16 protein-coding genes and 2 tRNA genes are annotated in these 19,342 nt (G+C 52.0%); 9 read left to right on the top strand and 9 right to left on the bottom strand.

Annotated elements, in window-relative coordinates; genetic code table 11:
• Positions 1–158 precede the first annotated feature (158 nt).
• Genes selD through ACKWMY_RS06120 form a run of 4 tightly spaced genes read left to right on the top strand, consistent with a single transcriptional unit; the run spans position 159 to position 4,523 of the window.
• The gene (selD, locus tag ACKWMY_RS06135; RefSeq protein ID WP_409486038.1) at positions 159–1,202 is read left to right on the top strand and encodes a selenide, water dikinase SelD; all 1,044 of its coding nucleotides are present in this window, start codon (positions 159–161) and stop codon (positions 1,200–1,202) included.
• On the top strand, positions 1,202–2,320 hold the full coding sequence (mnmH, locus tag ACKWMY_RS06130) for a tRNA 2-selenouridine(34) synthase MnmH (protein ID WP_024528780.1): 1,119 nt from the start codon (positions 1,202–1,204) through the stop codon (positions 2,318–2,320). Before selD ends, mnmH begins: the two co-directional genes overlap by 1 nt.
• Positions 2,320–4,245: a DNA topoisomerase III gene (locus ACKWMY_RS06125; protein ID WP_024528781.1), complete on the top strand. Its 1,926-nt coding sequence runs from the start codon at positions 2,320–2,322 to the stop codon at positions 4,243–4,245. Before mnmH ends, ACKWMY_RS06125 begins: the two co-directional genes overlap by 1 nt.
• Complete coding sequence (locus tag ACKWMY_RS06120; RefSeq protein ID WP_024528782.1) at positions 4,242–4,523, top strand: DUF1496 domain-containing protein; 282 nt, start codon at positions 4,242–4,244, stop codon at positions 4,521–4,523. Before ACKWMY_RS06125 ends, ACKWMY_RS06120 begins: the two co-directional genes overlap by 4 nt.
• Before the next feature lie 72 nt (positions 4,524–4,595).
• On the opposite strand, the gene ACKWMY_RS06115 is transcribed toward ACKWMY_RS06120, so the two are convergent.
• The 7 genes from ACKWMY_RS06115 to ACKWMY_RS06085 form a co-directional block, all read right to left on the bottom strand.
• A complete protein-coding gene (locus ACKWMY_RS06115; RefSeq protein ID WP_074029235.1) occupies positions 4,596–5,015 on the bottom strand; it encodes a pyrimidine (deoxy)nucleoside triphosphate diphosphatase in 420 nt (139 codons plus the stop codon).
• Between the two features lie 44 nt (positions 5,016–5,059).
• Positions 5,060–5,863, bottom strand: a complete 804-nt coding sequence (xthA, locus tag ACKWMY_RS06110) for an exodeoxyribonuclease III (protein ID WP_199061769.1) — start codon at positions 5,861–5,863, stop codon at positions 5,060–5,062.
• A gap of 101 nt (positions 5,864–5,964) precedes the next feature.
• A complete protein-coding gene (locus ACKWMY_RS06105; RefSeq protein ID WP_024528785.1) occupies positions 5,965–6,537 on the bottom strand; it encodes a TIGR00730 family Rossman fold protein in 573 nt (190 codons plus the stop codon).
• 549 nt (positions 6,538–7,086) lie between these two features.
• A tRNA-Tyr gene (locus tag ACKWMY_RS06100) sits at positions 7,087–7,171 on the bottom strand.
• Positions 7,172–7,393: 222 nt separating this feature from the next.
• Positions 7,394–7,478, bottom strand: a tRNA-Tyr gene (locus ACKWMY_RS06095).
• 212 nt (positions 7,479–7,690) lie between these two features.
• Complete coding sequence (purU, locus tag ACKWMY_RS06090; RefSeq protein WP_409486037.1) at positions 7,691–8,539, bottom strand: formyltetrahydrofolate deformylase; 849 nt, start codon at positions 8,537–8,539, stop codon at positions 7,691–7,693.
• A 37-nt stretch (positions 8,540–8,576) separates the two neighbouring features.
• Entirely contained in the window at positions 8,577–9,035 is a 459-nt protein-coding gene (locus tag ACKWMY_RS06085; RefSeq protein ID WP_074029231.1) for a YchJ family protein, read from the bottom strand.
• 146 nt (positions 9,036–9,181) lie between these two features.
• Here ACKWMY_RS06085 and rssA point away from each other — a divergent pair, with 146 nt between their 5' ends.
• The 4 genes from rssA (at position 9,182) to ACKWMY_RS06065 (ending at position 13,954) form a co-directional block, all read left to right on the top strand.
• Positions 9,182–10,093: a patatin-like phospholipase RssA gene (gene rssA, locus ACKWMY_RS06080; protein ID WP_261160123.1), complete on the top strand. Its 912-nt coding sequence runs from the start codon at positions 9,182–9,184 to the stop codon at positions 10,091–10,093.
• 105 nt (positions 10,094–10,198) lie between these two features.
• On the top strand, positions 10,199–11,212 hold the full coding sequence (gene rssB / locus ACKWMY_RS06075) for a two-component system response regulator RssB (protein WP_024528788.1): 1,014 nt from the start codon (positions 10,199–10,201) through the stop codon (positions 11,210–11,212).
• 378 nt (positions 11,213–11,590) lie between these two features.
• Positions 11,591–12,934: a UDP-glucose dehydrogenase family protein gene (locus ACKWMY_RS06070; protein WP_074029229.1), complete on the top strand. Its 1,344-nt coding sequence runs from the start codon at positions 11,591–11,593 to the stop codon at positions 12,932–12,934.
• 9 nt (positions 12,935–12,943) lie between these two features.
• Positions 12,944–13,954: an NAD-dependent epimerase gene (locus tag ACKWMY_RS06065; protein ID WP_024528790.1), complete on the top strand. Its 1,011-nt coding sequence runs from the start codon at positions 12,944–12,946 to the stop codon at positions 13,952–13,954.
• 159 nt (positions 13,955–14,113) lie between these two features.
• Here the strand turns inward: ACKWMY_RS06065 and hns are convergent, their stop codons facing one another.
• Positions 14,114–14,521, bottom strand: a complete 408-nt coding sequence (gene hns / locus ACKWMY_RS06060; protein ID WP_024486694.1) for a histone-like nucleoid-structuring protein H-NS — start codon at positions 14,519–14,521, stop codon at positions 14,114–14,116.
• A gap of 878 nt (positions 14,522–15,399) precedes the next feature.
• Here hns and ACKWMY_RS06055 point away from each other — a divergent pair.
• The gene (locus tag ACKWMY_RS06055) at positions 15,400–15,984 is read left to right on the top strand and encodes a thymidine kinase (protein ID WP_024528791.1); all 585 of its coding nucleotides are present in this window, start codon (positions 15,400–15,402) and stop codon (positions 15,982–15,984) included.
• A gap of 163 nt (positions 15,985–16,147) precedes the next feature.
• Here the strand turns inward: ACKWMY_RS06055 and adhE are convergent, their stop codons facing one another.
• The gene (adhE, locus tag ACKWMY_RS06050; RefSeq protein WP_024528792.1) at positions 16,148–18,823 is read right to left on the bottom strand and encodes a bifunctional acetaldehyde-CoA/alcohol dehydrogenase; all 2,676 of its coding nucleotides are present in this window, start codon (positions 18,821–18,823) and stop codon (positions 16,148–16,150) included.
• Positions 18,824–19,342 lie beyond the last annotated feature (519 nt).

Raw genomic sequence — 19,342 nt, 5'->3', positions numbered from 1 at the left:
ACTCGCTCGAGAATGCGCGATAACCCGCAGTTTTGTACTGTTTCTGAGCAGGTCGTACGCATAATGCCAACCTGCTCTTATCAATCCCCTCGGCAAGCGCTACCCTATATCCCATTGTGATATCCTTACGTTCGTTTGTTACCCAGAGGGAGTGGACTATGACATCGCCGGCCATTCGTTTGACCCAGTACAGCCACGGCGCTGGCTGCGGCTGTAAAATCTCACCCAAAGTGCTTGAAACGATACTGCATAGTGAGCAGGAAAAGTTTATCGATCCCCATCTGCTGGTGGGTAATGAAACGCGTGATGATGCTGCGGTGTATGACATCGGTAACGGCGTGGGCATTATCAGCACCACAGATTTCTTTATGCCGATCGTCGACGATCCCTTTGATTTTGGCCGTATTGCGGCAGCCAACGCCATCAGCGACGTGTATGCCATGGGCGGTAAACCGATCATGGCCATCGCTATTCTCGGCTGGCCGATTGCCAAGTTGCCCGCAGAGGTTGCCCAACAGGTGATCGACGGTGGCCGCTATGCTTGCCAGCAGGCGGGGATTGCATTGGCGGGTGGCCATTCGATCGATGCTCCTGAGCCGATTTTTGGCTTGGCCGTAACAGGTATCGTCAAAACCGAGCTGGTGAAGAAAAACAGTGCGGCGCAGGCCGGCACCAAGCTATTTCTGACCAAACCACTGGGCATTGGCGTACTGACCACCGCAGAGAAGAAAAGCAAACTGCTGGCCGAACACCAAGGCTTGGCTACTGAGGTCATGTACCAGTTGAACAAGCCCGGGGCGGACTTTGCCGAAGTGGCAGGCGTCACGGCGATGACCGATGTTACCGGCTTTGGCCTGCTTGGCCACCTTAGCGAGATGTGCCAGGGTTCCGATCTGCAGGCAACCGTATGGTTCGAATGCGTGCCGAAACTGCCGGATGTCGAGCGTTACATCAGCGAAGGCTGCGTGCCGGGAGGTACCGGGCGTAACTTTGAAAGCTATGGTCACCTGGTGGGGGCCATGAGCGATCTGCAACGTCAATTGCTGTGCGATCCGCAAACCTCCGGCGGTTTGCTGCTGGCGGTCTTGCCGGAAGCCGAAGCCGAAGTGCAGGCGATAGCCGCTCGCCATGGCATCACGCTGAACGCGATTGGTGAATTGCAGGCCGCACAGGCGGGTAAACCACTGATCGAGGTTGTCTAGTGTCAACGGTGCAGACTCGACAGGATACGCAAGACTACCAGCGCCTTTTTCTACAGGATGTGCCGCTGATTGACGTGCGCGCGCCGATAGAGTTTACGCAGGGAGCATTCCCCTGTTCAGTTAACCTGCCGCTGATGAGCGACAGTGAACGTCAGGCGGTAGGCACCTGCTACAAACAGCAGGGTCAACAAGCTGCAATCGCTCTTGGACACAGCCTGGTCAACGGTAAACTGCGTGAGCAGCGCACGCAGGCCTGGATCGAACAGTGTGCCCGGCAGCCGGAAGGTTATATCTACTGTTTCCGCGGTGGTCTACGTTCGCAATTGGTACAACAGTGGCTGCGAGAGGCCGGTGTTGACTACCCACGCGTGATTGGTGGCTACAAGGCGCTGCGCAATTTTTTGCTCGGTGCGCTTGAGGCTGCTGCTGCGTTGCCTATGCTGATCGTTGGCGGTAATACCGGCTGCGGCAAGACGCTGTTGATTAATGAATTGGCGGCCGGTATCGATCTGGAAGGGATCGCCCATCATCGCGGTTCCTCCTTTGGCCGTACGCTGGTGAAACAGTCCAGCCAAATTGATTTTGAGAATCAGCTGGCAACGTGCATGTTGAAGAAACAGCACGGCGGTTGCCGCCATTGGGTGTTGGAAGATGAAAGTCGGATCATCGGTTCGAATAATCTACCCTTAGGGCTGTTCAATGGTATGCAACAGGCAGCCCTGGTGGTGATTGACGATCCGTTCGACGTGCGCGTGGCACGGCTGCAAGATGAGTACATCGACCGGATGCGCATTGCCTTTGAGCAAGCCTATGGCGAGCAAGACGGCTGGCGGCAATATGATGAATATTTGCATCATGGCCTGTTTGCCATCCGCCGCCGCCTGGGGCTGGAACTGTTCCAGCAGTTGACGCTGCGTCTGGAATCGGCGCTGCAAGTGCAACGGCTCAGTGGTCAAAGCGAAGCGCACCAGCAATGGCTGGTGCCGCTGCTGCAACACTATTACGACCCGATGTATCGCTATCAATTAGAAAAGAAAACCCAACGTGTGATCTTTCGCGGTAATTACGCGCAAGTCAGAGAGTTCCTGATGACGTATAGCCAGAATAACGGTGAATAATGCGACTTTTTATAGCCGAAAAACCGAGTTTGGCCCGCGCCATTGCTGATGTATTACCCAAGCCCCATCGCAGGGGGGACGGCTTTATTGCCTGTGGCAGCAACGATGTGGTGACCTGGTGCGTTGGGCACCTGTTAGAACAGGCCCAGCCGGATGCTTACGATAGCCGTTACGCGCGCTGGTCGTTGGCCGACTTACCGATAATCCCGCAGAAGTGGCTGTTGCAGCCGCGCCCTTCGGTCAGCAAGCAGCTGAACGCGATCAAAAAGCTGTTGGCAGAGGCCGACGAAGTGATCCACGCAGGTGACCCGGATCGGGAAGGGCAGTTGCTGGTGGATGAGGTGCTGGATTATCTGGCTCTGACCCAGGAAAAGCGCCAGAACGTGCGGCGTTGTCTGATTAACGATCTCAACCCGCAGGCGGTGGAGCGTGCGGTACAGCGTCTGCGTGATAACCGTGACTTTATCCCGCTGTGCGTTTCCGCGTTAGCACGTGCGCGTGCCGACTGGCTTTACGGCATCAACATGACCCGGGCTTATACGCTGCTAGGGCGTAACGCGGGCTATGATGGTGTGTTGTCCGTGGGGCGGGTACAGACGCCGGTGTTGGGGCTGGTGGTGCGGCGCGATGAAGAGATCGAAAACTTCGTCCCGAAAGACTTCTTTGAGGTGAAGGCGCATATCGTCACGCCGAAGGAAGAGCGCTTTGTCGCCCTGTGGCAGCCGAGTGAATCCTGCGAACCATACCAGGATGAAGAGGGGCGTTTATTACACCGGCCATTGGCCGAACACGTGGTTAAACGCATCGAAGGCGCACCGGCGCTGGTCACCTCGTATAATGATAAACGGGAATCAGACACCGCTCCGTTGCCGTTTTCTCTTTCCACGCTGCAAATTGAGGCGTCAAAACGCTTTAACCTCAGCGCCCAGCAGGTGCTGGACGTTTGCCAACGGTTGTATGAAACACACAAGCTGATCACTTACCCGCGTTCTGACTGCCGTTATCTGCCAGAGGAACATTTTGCCGGACGCCATGCGGTATTGAATGCCATCAGCGTACATCAGCCGGATCTTTATCCACAGCCGATTATCGATAGCGAGCGCCGTAACCGTTGTTGGGACGATAAAAAGGTCGATGCTCACCACGCGATTATTCCCACTGCGCGTGCCAGCAAGGCCAGCCTGAGCCAGGACGAACTGAATGTTTATGGCTTGGTGGCCCGGCAGTATCTGATGCAGTTCTGCCCGGATGCAATGTTCCGCAAATGCGTCATCGAGCTGGATATCGCCGGCGGCAAGTTTATCGCCAAGGCGCGTTTCCTGGCTGAGGCGGGCTGGCGTACCCTGTTGGGTAGTAAAGAGCGTGATGAGGAAAACGAAGGTGCACCGCTGCCTGTTGTCGCCAAAGACGATGAGTTGCTGTGCGAGCGTGGTGAAGTGGTTGAACGCCAGACTCAACCGCCACGGCCCTTTACCGATGCCAGCCTATTGTCGGCCATGACCGGGATTGCGCGTTTTGTGCAGGATAAAGCGTTAAAGAAAATCCTGCGAGCGACCGATGGTTTAGGAACAGAGGCAACGCGCGCAGGTATTATCGAGCTGCTCTTCAAGCGGGCGTTTCTCTACAAGAAAGGGCGCTATATTCATTCCAGCGAAACCGGGCGGGCACTGATCCATTCATTGCCGGACCTGGCTGCACGCCCTGACATGACGGCGCAGTGGGAGTCTACGTTGACGCAAATCAGCGAAAAATCCTGCCGTTATCAGGACTTTATGCAACCGCTGGAGGGCACACTGCAACAGCTGATCTATCAGGCTAAGCAGAGCCGGGCTAGTATAGCGTTTCGTGGCTTGTCGCCTGCACCGTCAGCCGGGGCGAAAAAGCGTAAAAAAAGTGCCGGTAAGGCACGGGAGAAAAGTGAATGAGCCGCATACCCTTGTTGATTGGTTGTTTGGCATTGTTTTCCACCGGCGTATTGGCCAATCGCGGCAACGTCGATGTCGTCGTGCCGGTTTCCCCTGAAATATGGGGTACCGCACGTACTACGACAACGCCGCCGCCCTGCAACCGTTGCTGCATTTATCAGAATCAAAACTATTCTGAAGGTGCGCTGCTGAAAGTGGGCGACGAGATGATGCAGTGCGCGCGCGACCCTAACGTCACGGGCACCAATCCGTTAATCTGGATCCGCCTCAAGCGGTGATTTTAACTGCCTGATTTCTGTACTCACCTTAACCGTGCCGCCAATTGATTTCAATTCCTGACAACGGCGCTATTACAGCGCCTTACCACTGTGGGAGAGGGGTGGGGTGAAGCGGATATAGCTTTCCAACAGGGGAATATCGGCGGGGGCTAGCGGGTAATCTCTGGCTTGCTCGGGCGTAACCCAAGCAAATGCGCTATGGCAATGTAGCTGTAATTCCCCGCTGAAGGAGACAACCTGCCAAGCATGTAGCCGAATAATCCTCTCCTTTTGCGGCCACTGATTGCTGGCCACAAAACTCCCCACTTTGGCGATAATGCCCAACTCTTCCCTCAGTTCACGGGTGAGCGCCTGGGGCTGGCTCTCAGCCATTTCGACCTTACCGCCGGGAAACTCCCATAGGCCAGCCTGATCGCTGCTGTTGTCGCGCTGGGCGAGCAGGATCTTGCCATCTTGTTCGATAATGGCGGCAACGACATCAATGATTTTCATAGCTTGGATTCAATGTTGCCCCGACCTGCATCGGGGCTGGGAGATTACAGTGCGAACTCGGCCCAGACAGGAGCATGGTCTGAAGGTTTCTCCATGGCACGGATCTGATAATCAATGCCGGTGGCGGTACAACGCCCAGCCAATGAGGTACTAGCCAGCAACAGATCGATGCGCAGACCACGGTTTTCATCAAAACCGCGCGAACGATAGTCAAACCACGAGAACTCATCGTTACGCTCAGGGTTGGCATGACGGTAGGTATCTACCAGACCCCAGTCCAGCAGGCGGCCCATCCATTCACGCTCTTCAGGCAGGAAGGAGCATTTTCCGGTGCGCAACCAACGTTTGCGGCTCTCTTCACCAATACCGATGTCCAGATCGCTTGGGCTGATGTTCATATCGCCCATGATCAACACCTGCGACTCTGCCGGCAGTTGTTGCAGATAATTTTGCAGATCTTGATAAAAGCGGGTTTTGGCTGGGAATTTGATAGGGTGGTCGCGGCTTTCTCCTTGCGGGAAGTAACCATTAATCACCGTCAATGTGCCTTGTGGCGTTGCCAGGTCGGCCATGATGATACGACGCTGTGCATCTTCTTCATCAGTAGGAAAACCGCGGCGTACGGCAAGAGGTTCATCTTTAGTCAGCAACGCCACGCCGTAATGACCTTTCTGCCCATGATAGAACACGTGATAGCCGTGTTGGCTAACTTCTTCCAGCGGGAACATATCGTCGTGGACTTTGGTTTCCTGCAGGCCGATCACATCCGGCTGATGCTGCTCGATAATTGCTGCCAGTTGATGCGGACGTGCACGCAGTCCATTGATATTAAAAGAAACAAACTTCATGAGCGCTGCCGTTTTTATCCGAAAAATGTGTTCAGATAGTAGCAGAGTTTGGCTGAAAATGTAACGTGGACCAGCGGCGGTTTGCCGCTGGTAGGCAGGGATTATTTCGCCCAGCGGTCGTAATTCTGCGGCTGATAGTCATCAAACAGCTGGATTAAGGCTGCCGGAGAATCGCTGATATGCAAGGTCTTGAGATAATCATGCCGCATAAAGCCTTGATCGGCGACATGCTGTAAAAACTGGCTTAGCGGGCGGTAAAAACCGTTAACATCCAGTAGTCCGACCGGCTTGCTGTGGTAACCGATCTGCCCCCAGGTCCAGATTTCGAACAGCTCTTCCAGCGTACCGATGCCGCCAGGCAGGGCAATAAAGCCGTCGGCCAGTTCGGCCATCCGCGCCTTACGGGTGTGCATGTCGGGGACGATTTCCAACTCGGTCAGGCCACGGTGCGCCGTTTCGGCCTCGACCAGCCGTTGGGGAATGATGCCTATTGCTTCACCACCAGCCTCTAGTACCGCGTCTGCTACCACACCCATTAATCCTTTTTTACCACCGCCATACACCAGACGCCGCCCTTGGGTGGCAAGCAGATGACCTAGTTGGCGGGCATGTTCGACATAGGCTGGATTATTGCCCTCGCTGGCACCACAAAAGATACAAATGTTGTTACGCATGACTTTCCCTTGCTGCTTTTAACGAAGCCAGTGGTATAGCGAATTGTGGGATTTAGTTCAAGGGGAATTGGTATTGCGATAGAGCTGGGAAGGATGACTTCTTACAGTCGAAACTCGTTGTCTGAGTAATGGTGCTTTATACCGCTACACCTAAGCTTGAGGCAGGTGGGAGTCATAGCAGGTTAGCCGTCCGTTGAGCGCATGGATGCGCGATTTCGGCGGTGCATGGGAGTGAAATGATGATTTTAAGTGTGGGAGGTACGTAAAGAGATGGTGGTGGGGAGGATGACCGCGCAAGCGCGTTGTCCACTGCGTGGACTCGAACCTTGGTCGAAGTTTCTCATCCTTCCCAATTCGGTGATACATGGGAGTGACGTGATGATTTCAAATGTGGGAGGTACGTAAAGAGATGGTGGTGGGGAGGATGACCGCGCAAGCGCGTTGTCCACTGCGTGGACTCGAACCTTGGTCGAAGTTTCTCATCCTTCCCAATTCGGTGGTACATGGGAGTGACGTGATGACTTCAAATGTGGGAGGTACGTAAAGAGATGGTGGTGGGGGAAGGATTCGAACCTTCGAAGTCTGTGACGGCAGATTTACAGTCTGCTCCCTTTGGCCGCTCGGGAACCCCACCATGGTATTCATGGTTGCTAATTTTGAACAGAAAGTTGGCAAAATCTTTCTGGCAGTGCTGACTAATCCATCTCTTTGGCCACAGTTACGGTGGTGAGAAGGATTACCGCGCAAGCGCGTTGTCCACTGTGTGGACTCGAACCTTGGTCGAAGCTTCTCATCCTTCCCTTCAGTGCTAAATGAAACTCTGAACAACATTTCATTTCAGTGCTCTAGGAGAAGATGGTGGTGGGGGAAGGATTCGAACCTTCGAAGTCTGTGACGGCAGATTTACAGTCTGCTCCCTTTGGCCGCTCGGGAACCCCACCATGATGCTCATGGTTCACTACTTGTTACTGGGAATCGGCTAGATCCCTCGGTACGACATAATTGCTTGCGAAACGTCTGTCTCGGTAAGCGGGGCGCATCATATCAAATGAAACGCTTGTGTAAAGCATTGAAATGCAGAAAATGAATTGTTTGTCGCTTTTTTATTCTCAGCGGTGCTTCCGTGAACGAAAGACACCGCTTTGTTAACCAATTACAGGATCACCGTGCGGTTACCGTAGACGAACACGCGTTGCGCCAGCACGCGATACAGTGCGCGGCTAAGTACGTTTTTCTCCACGTCACGCCCGGCACGCATCATATCTTCAGCCGAATAGGTGTGATCGACATGAATAACGTCCTGCATAATGATTGGGCCTTCATCCAGGCTGTCGTTCACGTAGTGCGCCGTTGCCCCGATGATCTTCACGCCACGCTCATAAGCCTGATGATAAGGGCGCGCACCGATAAAGGCTGGCAGGAACGAATGGTGAATATTGATCACCTGGTTCGGGTAATGCTGAACGAAAGCCGGGGTGAGCATGCGCATATATTTGGCCAATACCACGTAATCCGGTTGGTATTGGTCGATCTGTGCGATCATCTGTTGATCATGCTGTTCACGCGTCAGTCCTTCGTGGCTGACCAAATGGAACGGAATGTCAAAGCGTTCAACCAGCGTCTGCAACGTGGTGTGGTTGCCAATCACGGCGGCAATCTCAACGTCCAGGCCGCCATAGGCGCTTTTCATCAGCAGATCGCCCAGGCAGTGGGCTTCTTTGGTGACCAGCACCACGATACGGCGGCGGCCTGCACTGTGCAGTTCACGCTCTGAACCTTCTGGTAACGCGCCGTCCAGATCGGCCAACAGCGTCGTATCATTGAAGATCCCTTCCAGCTCGGTACGCATAAAGAAACGACCGGTGAGGTGATCGACAAACTCATTGTTCTGCACAATGTTCAATTCGTGCTTGTAACAAATGTTGGTGATCTTGGCGATCAGCCCTTTGGCATCGGGGCAGATGGTGCGTAAAATTTTTCTTTGTACGTTTTGCTGTGGCATGAGTGTGTCGATTCCGTCTGATTCTGAACCCGCAGGCTTATTGCCCGCAGCACTTTTTATATTTTTTGCCTGAACCGCAGGGGCAAACGGCATTTCTGCCCGGTTGAGGTTTGGTTCCGTCGATATAGTACCAGCGTTGTTCAAGGCGAAGGAAGCGGGAACGCTCGTGCATGGCACTCTCGCTGTCTCCATCGCGCGATCGGGCGATGAATTCCACGAACCCCTCATCGACGCTATTGCCGGCGGTTTCCGCTACCACCGTCAGCCCAAGCCATTCGGTATTGCCAAAGCTGCTGCTGATGGCGCTGCGCCACTCTTCGGGATTGCAGTCTGGGTGCCAGGTCGCAATAAGATAATCCACATCCCGTTTTACATAGGCGGAATATCTCGAACGCATTAATATGCCCGGCGACATAGCGTATTGAGTACCTGTTATATAGGGCGCACAGCAAGCGCTGTAGTCCTGCCCGCTGCCGCAGGGGCATAGCTCAGTCAAAATAACGCCTCTCAGTGGTTAGCTAGCGTGATGTAAAGCCGCAGCTAAAATGAATTTAAAGCATATGTTACCTAACATTATTCGTTGATGACAATGTACCCTGCGATTGAGCTGAGTGAATTCACTGTGCAAAGGATAGGCGAAGCATGCGGAAAGTTAAAATCGGGTTGGCATTAGGGGCCGGTGCCGCCAAGGGATGGGCGCATATCGGCGTGATTAACGCATTGCGTAAGCTGGGTATCGAAGCAGATATTGTTGCAGGATGTTCCGTGGGAGCACTGGTTGGGGCTGCGTTTGCCAGCCATCGGTTGCCAGCGATGGAGAAATGGGTACGATCATTCAGCTACTGGGACGTGATCAGGCTGATGGATCTCTCCTGGCAGCGCGGTGGATTATTACGCGGCGAACGCGTATTTAACGTCGTTGGCCAAATACTGAAAATTAACGACTTTACCGACTGCTCACTGAAATTCGGGGCGGTGACCACCAACCTCAGTACCGGCCGTGAGCTGTGGATGACCAAAGGGGATATCCACCAGGCTATTCGTGCTTCCTGCAGTATGCCGGGCTTGTTGGCACCGGTCTGGTTTGACGGGTATTGGTTGGTGGATGGTGCCTTGGTCAACCCGGTTCCTATCTCATTGGCCAGGGCGATGGGGGCAGACATAGTGATTGCCGTGGATTTGCAGCATGATGCGCACCTGATGCAGCAGGATCTGTTTTCGATACGTAATGACGCTGGCGATCAGGGTGAAACAAGCATTGTCGATGCCAATAACTGGCGCGACCGCCTGCGGGAACGCATGAACAAAATGATGCTGAAGAAAACCACCTTCACCCCCACGGCGATGGAAATCATGAGCGCCTCGATTCAGATGCTGGAGAATCGGGTGAAGCGAAGCCGTATGGCCAGTGACCCGCCAGACGTGTTGATCCAGCCGTATTGCCCACAAATATCCACCCTGGATTTCCATCGCGCCAGCGAGGCAATAGAGGCAGGCCGCTTGGCGGTAGAAAAACAGATAGATGTTTTGGCACCATTGATAAAAAATAAATGATTACCATCTGTTAGGGTGGAATGATGCTATCGGGCGTGTTTTCGACAAGCACAAGTGCTCATTATGAGCCACTATTACAACATCAAAAGGGAAGAGGCTGGGTCGATGGCATTACCACTGATAAACAAGCGCATCTTAATCGTTGAGGACGAGCAGGTTTTCCGTTCTGTGCTTGTAGGTTATCTTGCTTCCTTGGGAGCGCAAACCAGCGAGGCGGCCAATGGCCTTGTGGCGTTGAGTGCGGTTGAGGAATTTTCTCCCGATCTGATCCTGTGCGATCTCGCCATGCCGGAAATGGACGGCATCGAGTTTGTTGAGCATCTGCGTTTGCAAGGGATAAAGATCCCGGTATTGGTGATCTCGGCGACCGATAAGATGGCGGATATCGCCAAGGTGTTGCGGCTCGGCGTACAGGATGTGTTGCTGAAGCCGTTGAGTGACCTCAATCGGCTGCGCGAAGCGGTGCTGGCTTGCCTCTACCCTAACATGTTCACTTCGCAGGCAATCGAAGAGGCCGACCTGTTCCAGGATTGGCAGGCATTAAGTCAAAATCCCTCCGAGGCCGTGAGATTACTCAAGCAGTTACAACCCCCCGTGCAGCAGTCTATTGCCGGTTGCCGTATTAATTATCGGCAATTAACCACCAGCGATAATCCGGGTTTGGTGCTGGATATCGCTGCATTGTCGGATAAAGATCTGGCGTTTTATTGCCTGGATGTCACCCGTGCAGGAGATAATGGCGTGATGGCTGCCTTGTTATTGCGTGCGTTATTCAACGGTTTATTACAAGATCATTTAGCCAATCAACAGCATCGCCTGCCGCAAATGTCTGCATTGTTAAAACAAGTTAACCAATTATTGCGCCAAGGCAAGTTGGAAGGCCAATTTCCGCTGTTGGTGGGCTACTATCATGCCGAATATAAGAATCTGGTGCTGGCCTCTGCCGGTTTGCATGCCAATGTAAATACAGGGGATAACCTGATTCAATTAAGTAATGGCGTACCCTTGGGAACGCTTGGCACCACTTACATGAATCAAATTAGCCAACGCTGTGATGCCTGGCAGTGCCAGGTGTGGGGCAGCGGCGGCCGGTTACGTCTGATGCTAAGTGCTGAATAAATCATCAATAGAACTTCCGCAATTGTCTCTGACTATTCCATCACCGTCGTTTCCATAGGAAGTTGTCTTAATTTATTGCTATTTGAACTTGGGGTAATACTCAGCCGATTTAAGCTGGTATACTTTGCAGGTTTTTCGTATGGCGGAGTAAGTGCGCAATTTGAGAGCGAAAATAGAGCTACTTGGATAGATCATCAGGACCTTTGTAGCCTTTGCGGTTGATAAGCCCGTTTGTGAGCTCTTTGACGCATCGCGTGTCGAGACGAAAAGACCACCCGACATGGGTAAAGAATTGTTGGTTTGGCTGCTGCCTAGGGTGGCAGACGAACAGGAGTAGCTTGATAACTTTTTGTTAAATTTGAAAATTAGGACTTCCCGATGAAAGTAACCGTTTTCGGTATTGGCTATGTTGGCCTGGTGCAGGCAGCCGTGTTGGCTGACGTGGGTCATGATGTCATGTGTATCGACATCGATGAACAGAAGGTCGAAAACCTCAAAAAAGGCAATATTCCGATCTTTGAACCGGGCTTGACTTCGTTGGTACAGCAAAACTATGAAGCTGGTCGCCTACATTTCACTACCGATGCGAAAGCCGGTGTTGATCATGGCACGATCCAGTTTATCGCTGTGGGAACGCCACCGGACGAAGATGGTTCTGCCGATCTTAAATATGTCACCGCCGTGGCACGCACCATCGCCGAACATATGACAGACCGTAAAGTGGTGATCGATAAGTCAACCGTACCGGTAGGTACCGCTGATAAAGTTCGTGAAGTGATGACCGAAACGTTGCGCAAGCGTGGCAGCGACTTGGCGTTTGATGTCGTCTCCAACCCGGAGTTCCTCAAGGAAGGTGCCGCTGTTGCCGATTGTATGCGCCCTGAGCGCATCGTGCTGGGCACCGACAACAAAGACGTCATCGAGCCGCTGCGTGAGTTGTATGAGCCGTTCAACCGCAATCACGACCGCATGATACTGATGGATATCCGCAGCGCAGAGCTGACCAAATATGCTGCCAACTGCATGCTGGCGACCAAAATCAGCTTTATGAACGAAATCTCCAATTTGGCAGAGATGCTGGGTGCGGACATTGAAAAAGTGCGTCAGGGGATCGGTTCGGATTCGCGTATTGGCTATCACTTCATTTATCCAGGCTGCGGCTACGGCGGCTCTTGTTTCCCGAAAGACGTTCAGGCGCTGATCCGTACCGCAGAGCATATCGGTTATCAGCCTAAGCTGTTGCAGGCGGTAGAGCAGGTGAACAACCAGCAGAAACATAAGCTGGCCCAGTTCATCAAGCATCATTTTGCTAATGATGTAAAAGGCAAAACCTTTGCGCTGTGGGGCTTGGCGTTTAAACCTAATACCGACGATATGCGTGAAGCGTCCAGCCGCGTACTGATGGAGACGCTGTGGGAGCTAGGTGCCAGTGTGCAGGCCTATGATCCGGAAGCCATGGCCGAAGCGCAGCGTATCTATGGGCAACGTGCCGATCTGAAACTGATGGGGACCAAAGAAGCGGCGTTACAGGGAGCCGATGCGTTGGTGATCTGTACCGAATGGCAGAATTTCCGTGCTCCGGATTTTGATGCGATTAAGGCAGCCTTGAAGCAGCCCGTCATTTTTGATGGCCGTAACCTGTATGATCCAGAACGTCTGCAAGCTCGTGGCTTTACGTATTATGGTATTGGTCGTGGCGCATCGATTAAGCCGGTCATCTAAGAGGTGAGCATGAAATTCCTGGTTACAGGCGCTGCAGGGTTTATTGGTTATCACGTAACGGAGCGTCTGCTAGCCATGGGGCATCAGGTTGTCGGTATCGACAACCTGAATGATTATTACGCTGTCAGCTTGAAACAGGCACGACTCGACATGCTGGCTAATCAGCCAGCATTTCAGTTTATCAAACTGGATTTGGCCGATCGCAATGGAATTGCCGAGCTGTTCGCGGAACATCAGTTTGAGCGGGTCATTCACCTCGGCGCCCAGGCCGGGGTGCGTTATTCGCTGGATCACCCCTTGGCTTATGCTGATTCCAACCTGATTGGCCATTTGAACATTCTTGAAGGGTGTCGGCATAATAAGGTTGGGCATCTGTTGTACGCGTCTTCCAGCTCGGTTTATGGCCTGAATCGCAAGCTGCCGTTTTCGACGGATGACTCGGTCGATCACCCAATATCCCTGTATGCGGCGACGAAAAAAGCCAATGAGCTTATGTCGCACAGCTATTCGCATTTATATGGTCTGCCAACCACCGGCCTGCGCTTTTTCACCGTATATGGCCCTTGGGGGCGTCCTGACATGGCGCTGTTTAAATTCACCAAGGCGATATTGGCCGGTGAGAGTATTGATGTATATAACCACGGTGAGATGCATCGTGACTTTACTTACATTGATGATATTACCGAGGCGGTAGTGCGCTTGCAGGCCATCGTTCCTCAGCCCAATGCCAATTGGACGGTGGAGCAAGGGTCTCCAGCCAGCAGTTCTGCGCCTTACCATGTCTATAATATCGGCAATAGTAGCCCTATTAAGTTAATGGAATATATTCATGCTCTGGAGGCAGCGCTAGGTATCACGGCGCACAAAAATATGCTGCCGATGCAGCCTGGTGACGTTTTGGATACTAGTGCGGATACCGATGAGCTTTACCAGACTATCGCGTTTAAACCGGAGACCAGCGTTGATGAAGGGGTTAAACGGTTCGTTGATTGGTATCGGGCGTTTTATAACGTTCAGTAACCGAACGATAGACGGGTAAAATAAAGGGGCTTCGGCCCCTTTTTCTTTTCCTGTAAATCAGAATTTTGCTAGTCACCCGCGTGAAGGTCAAGGTGATTGCCGTGGCTGCAAAGCAAAAAGGCTCCCATAGGGAGCCTTTTTAAGGTAACTAAAATGCTATTACAGCAGGAAATCGTCCAGGGACTTGCCTTGCTCTTCGATAGCTTTTTTAATCACGGCTGGAGTACGGCCCTGGCCAGTCCAGGTTTTCATTTCGCCGTTTTCGTCTTTGTAGTGGTATTTAGCTGGGCGTGCAGCACGCTTTGCTTTACCAGCGGCTTTGGTAGCAGCCATAGTTTGCAGCAGCTCGTTTGGATCAATACCGTCTGCAATCAGCATTTCGCGGTATTGTTGCAGTTTACGAGTGCGCTCTTCAATTTCTGCTTGAGCCTGGCTGTCTTCTTCGCGGCGTTCGTTAACAACAACTTCCAGCTTCTCCAGCATCTCTTCCAGTGTTTCCAGGCTGCATTCTCTTGCCTGTGCACGTAGAGTACGGATGTTGTTCAAAATCTTCAATGCTTCGCTCATTGTTCTAGTCTCAAATTATATTGGTGGGGGGGCGTGACGATAATAATAGAGTGCTCCTTTCTTTTCTGCAATAGCCAAATTGAAAGAGTGACTAAATTTATCTTTAAAAAACCGATATTGAGAACTGTCCGACTAATAACATAGGGGAAACAGGCTTTAATCCCCCCCCTGGGTTTTAAGCCAAATTGTCCAACCGCAAGGCATAATCGCCGAGCTTAAAGTCATTTTGGCCCACGTGGCATAATTATGCTCTATAACAGTATCGGGAAGGATTTGTGTCCATAATCACTTCCCCAAAAGGACTAGTACTGTAAAGAATGGGGGTATAACGGTAAACAGCCTGTCAGGAGTGAGTAAGTTGTTAAGCGTTCCAATTAACCGGGCAGTCATCGCTCAAAACACATTTAATTGCATTGCTGGCGGGAGGGGCAAGGCAGGCTGTTTGCTTGCTGACAGTACATATCCGCTTGAGCATTAATGAATTTAGTTAATCATTAACAATAATTAATTGTGCTTGATAAACCTCAGTAATCTGTAAATAGATGTAAAAGTGTCCGTTGCGCGTGTAAAATGTTTCACATGAAACTTGGTTGATGGCTATTTTCTTAGGCCAAGATAATGTCAGCCCGCTTGCTGAGTCTGGCCACGGTCTATGCTACACTGTCAACCTGCACCTTCCGACAGTATATACCCTCCGTCTCTCAGGCCGCAGCGTTGTTAACCGCAACAGACTCATTAACCGGGGCTGAATATATTCGCCCTGATTGGCAAGGGCGCAGTGTAGCGCGCCAGCAAGACCAGAGGATGAGTCAACGGAGGCTACGCTACAACCGGAAAGTCTTTGGGTATATATTTTAAACCATTGGAGTCGCGGCCACATGGCTCAGCTTTATTTTTATTATTCCGCTATGAATGCGGGGAAATCGACGGCGCTGTTACAATCTTCATATAATTATCAAGAACGTGGTATGCGTACGTTGGTGTTTACCGCGGAGATCGACCACCGCTTTGGCGTGGGCAAAGTGAGTTCGCGGATTGGGTTGTCGTCGCAAGCACAGCTTTACAATAACGCCACTCAACTGTACGCCATGATTAATCAGGAGCACCAGCAGCAGCCCGTGCATTGCGTGCTGGTGGATGAGAGCCAGTTTCTGACCAAGGAGCAGGTTGAAGAACTTTGCGAGGTGGTCGACCAGCTGGATATTCCGGTGCTGTGTTATGGCTTGCGCACGGATTTTCTTGGGGAACTGTTTGTTGGCAGCCATCATCTGCTGGCTTGGGCCGATAAACTGGTCGAATTGAAGACCATTTGTCATTGCGGGCGTAAAGCCAATATGGTGCTGCGCCTGGGGGATGATGGCAAGGCGATGCATATGGGGGAGCAGGTGGTGATCGGGGGTAACGAAAGCTATGTTTCGGTATGCCGCAAGCACTATAAGGAAGCGATCAAAGCTCCAGAGTGATATTGCGCCATAAGCGCCGCAGAAGGCCTATGCGGCGTTTTTTGATGCCACCCTGTAGGTCAGCTGGGATTGCTGTCCAAATAGCGTGGTGCTCATTGGGTGCAATTTATCTCATGCATAAAAAAACCCGCCTTTCGGCGGGTTTTGACCATTCAGAGAACGGTTATTTCTTGGACTTTTTTTCCGCTTTAGCTGCAACCGGTGCTACAACTACCGCCTCTTCTTCAGTCGCTTCGCTGAATTCGCGACCGTAGAAGGTATCCATCAAGATTTGCTTGAGTTCGGCAATCAGCGGATAACGTGGGTTAGCACCGGTACATTGGTCATCAAACGCATCTTCAGACAGTTTGTCGACCTTGGCCAGGAAGTCGGCTTCCTGTACGCCAGCTTCGCGGATCGAGGTTGGAATACCCAGTTCTGCCTTGATTTCGTCCAACCATTTCAGCAGTTTCTCGATCTTCTGTGCGGTACGGTCACCGGCAGCGCTCAGACCGAGGTGGTCTGCGATTTCCGCGTAGCGACGACGTGCCTGAGGGCGGTCATACTGGCTGAAGGCGGTCTGCTTGGTCGGGTTGTCGTTGGCGTTATAACGGATAACGTTAGAGATCAACATGGCGTTAGCCAGACCGTGCGGGATATGGAACTCAGAACCCAGTTTGTGGGCCATTGAGTGGCAAACACCCAGGAAGGCGTTGGCAAACGCGATACCGGCGATGGTAGCAGCGTTGTGTACACGCTCACGAGCAACCGGGTTTTTCGCCCCTTCGTGATAGCTGGCTGGCAGATATTCTTTCAGCAGTTTCAACGCTTGCAGCGCCTGGCCGTCTGAATATTCGTTGGCCAGTACGGAAACGTAGGCTTCCAGGGCGTGGGTGACCGCATCCAGGCCGCCGAAGGCGCACAGGGATTTAGGCATGTTCATCACCAGGTTGGCATCGACAATCGCCATGTCCGGGGTCAGAGCATAGTCAGCCAGTGGGTATTTCTGGCCGGTCGCGTCATCGGTCACAACCGCAAACGGTGTCACTTCTGAACCGGTACCTGAAGTGGTGGTGACGGCGATCATTTTCGCTTTCACGCCCATTTTCGGGAACTTGTAGATACGCTTACGGATGTCCATAAAGCGCAGTGCCAGATCTTCGAAGTGGGTTTCAGGATGTTCATACAGCACCCACATGATTTTTGCTGCGTCCATTGGTGAACCACCACCCAGCGCAATGATCACGTCTGGTTTGAAGGAGTTCATCTGCTCGGCACCTTTACGTACGATGCTCAGCGTTGGGTCAGCCTCAACCTCAAAGAATACTTCAGTTTCAATACCGTGTGATTTCAGAACTTTGGTGATCTGATCCGCATAGCCGTTATTGAACAGGTAGCGGTCGGTAACGATAAAGGCGCGTTTTGCCCCGTCGGTAGCCACTTCTTCCAGCGCGATTGGCAGTGAGCCACGGCGGAAGTAGATTGATTTAGGAAGTTTGTGCCACAACATGTTTTCTGCTCGCTTCGCTACAGTTTTCTTGTTGATCAAATGTTTTGGACCGACGTTTTCAGAGATGGAGTTACCACCCCAGGAACCGCAGCCCAACGTCAGTGACGGAGCGAGTTTAAAGTTGTACAGGTCACCGATACCCCCCTGAGAAGCCGGGGTGTTGATCAGAATACGTGCGGTTTTCATTTTGTCGCCAAAATACTCTACACGCGCAGTCTGGTTATCTTGATCGGTGTACAGGCAAGAGGTGTGACCGATACCGCCCATGGCGACCAATTTCTCTGCTTTGCTGACGGCGTCTTCAAAATCTTTGGCACGGTACATTGCCAGGGTAGGTGACAGTTTTTCGTGAGCAAATGGCTCAGATTCGTCAACCAGTTTCACTTCACCGATCAGGATTTTGGTGTTGGCAGGCACTTTGATACCGGCCATTTCAGCGATTTTTGGTGCAGACTGGCCAACGATAGCGGCGTTCAGGCCACCGTTTTTCAGGATGATGTCCTGAACGGCTTTCAGCTCTTTGCCCTGCAGCATGTAGCCGCCGTGGGAAGCGAAGCGCGCGCGCACTGCATCGTATACGGAGTCCACCACGATCACGGACTGTTCAGACGCACAGATCACACCGCTGTCGAAGGTTTTTGACATCAGGATGGAAGCAACAACGCGTTTGATGTCGGCAGTTTCATCGACTACAACTGGAGTGTTACCGGCACCAACGCCGATAGCCGGTTTACCAGAACTGTAAGCGGCTTTAACCATGCCTGGGCCACCGGTTGCCAGGATCAGGTTGATGTCTGGGTGATGCATCAGCTGGTTGGACAGGTCAACCGTTGGCTGGTCGATCCAGCCGATGATGTCTTTCGGTGCGCCAGCCGCAATGGCAGCCTGCAGCACGATATCTGCGGCTTTGTTGGTGGCGTTCTTGGCACGTGGGTGCGGGGAGAAAATGATGCCGTTACGGGTCTTCAGGCTGATCAGCGCTTTGAAGATTGCGGTAGAAGTTGGGTTGGTGGTTGGCACGATACCGCAAATCAGGCCAATTGGCTCTGCAATGGTGATGGTACCGAAAGTTTCATCTTCGGAGAGGATCCCGCAGGTCTTTTCGTCTTTATAGGCGTTATAGATGTATTCGGAAGCGAAGTGGTTTTTGATGACTTTGTCTTCAACGATACCCATGCCTGATTCTTCAACGGCCAGTTTAGCCAGAGGAATACGGGCATCTGCGGCGGCGAGGGCAGCGGCGCGGAAGATCTTATCAACTTGCTCTTGTGAGAAGTTGGCATACTCGCGCTGGGCTTTTTTGACACGTGCAACTAGCTCGTTCAATTCAGCGACATTCGTTACAGCCATGATGCTCTCCTGATAAATGTTAAACTCTTTCAGTAAATAAGCCGTTCGAGGAACTAGTATAGACATCTGTCAGGAAGGCGTCTGTTAAATAATGAGACTTTTCCCGCAGTTAGCGACCCATACTGCTGATTTACTTAAAGAGCTTTACCAAGTGCAAGTTGGTAGTAGGCAAGCGAGAGAGAAATCGGTATCTCTACCTCGTACTCCCTTTTGACTACGACTAAGAGCTTAACTATTCCTGAGTAGATATTTTGTGATTTACGTCATAAAAATCGCATGCTGACACCTTTCAGCTGACGTTTGTTGAGAGCGATTATCAACAATGTGTTTGATGGTGGATGAGATGATACCTGATGTCAGCAAACAACATACAAGGCATTAACAATAGCGAATTGTTTTGTAACATTCTGTTGGGGTAGGGAAAAATGCTGTCTGGGTGGATGGATTAGCTGACGTAATTCCATTACATTAGCGCGCATCGGCAGTGTCTCTTTTTACAGCTATTTATGCGGAGTTTTT

It is taken from the genome of Serratia sp. J2 (assembly GCF_046269175.1).
Lineage (GTDB): Bacteria > Pseudomonadota > Gammaproteobacteria > Enterobacterales > Enterobacteriaceae > Chania > Chania fonticola_C.
Note: the sequence above shows the minus strand (reverse complement) of the source record. Positions and strands in the feature narration are given on the sequence as shown.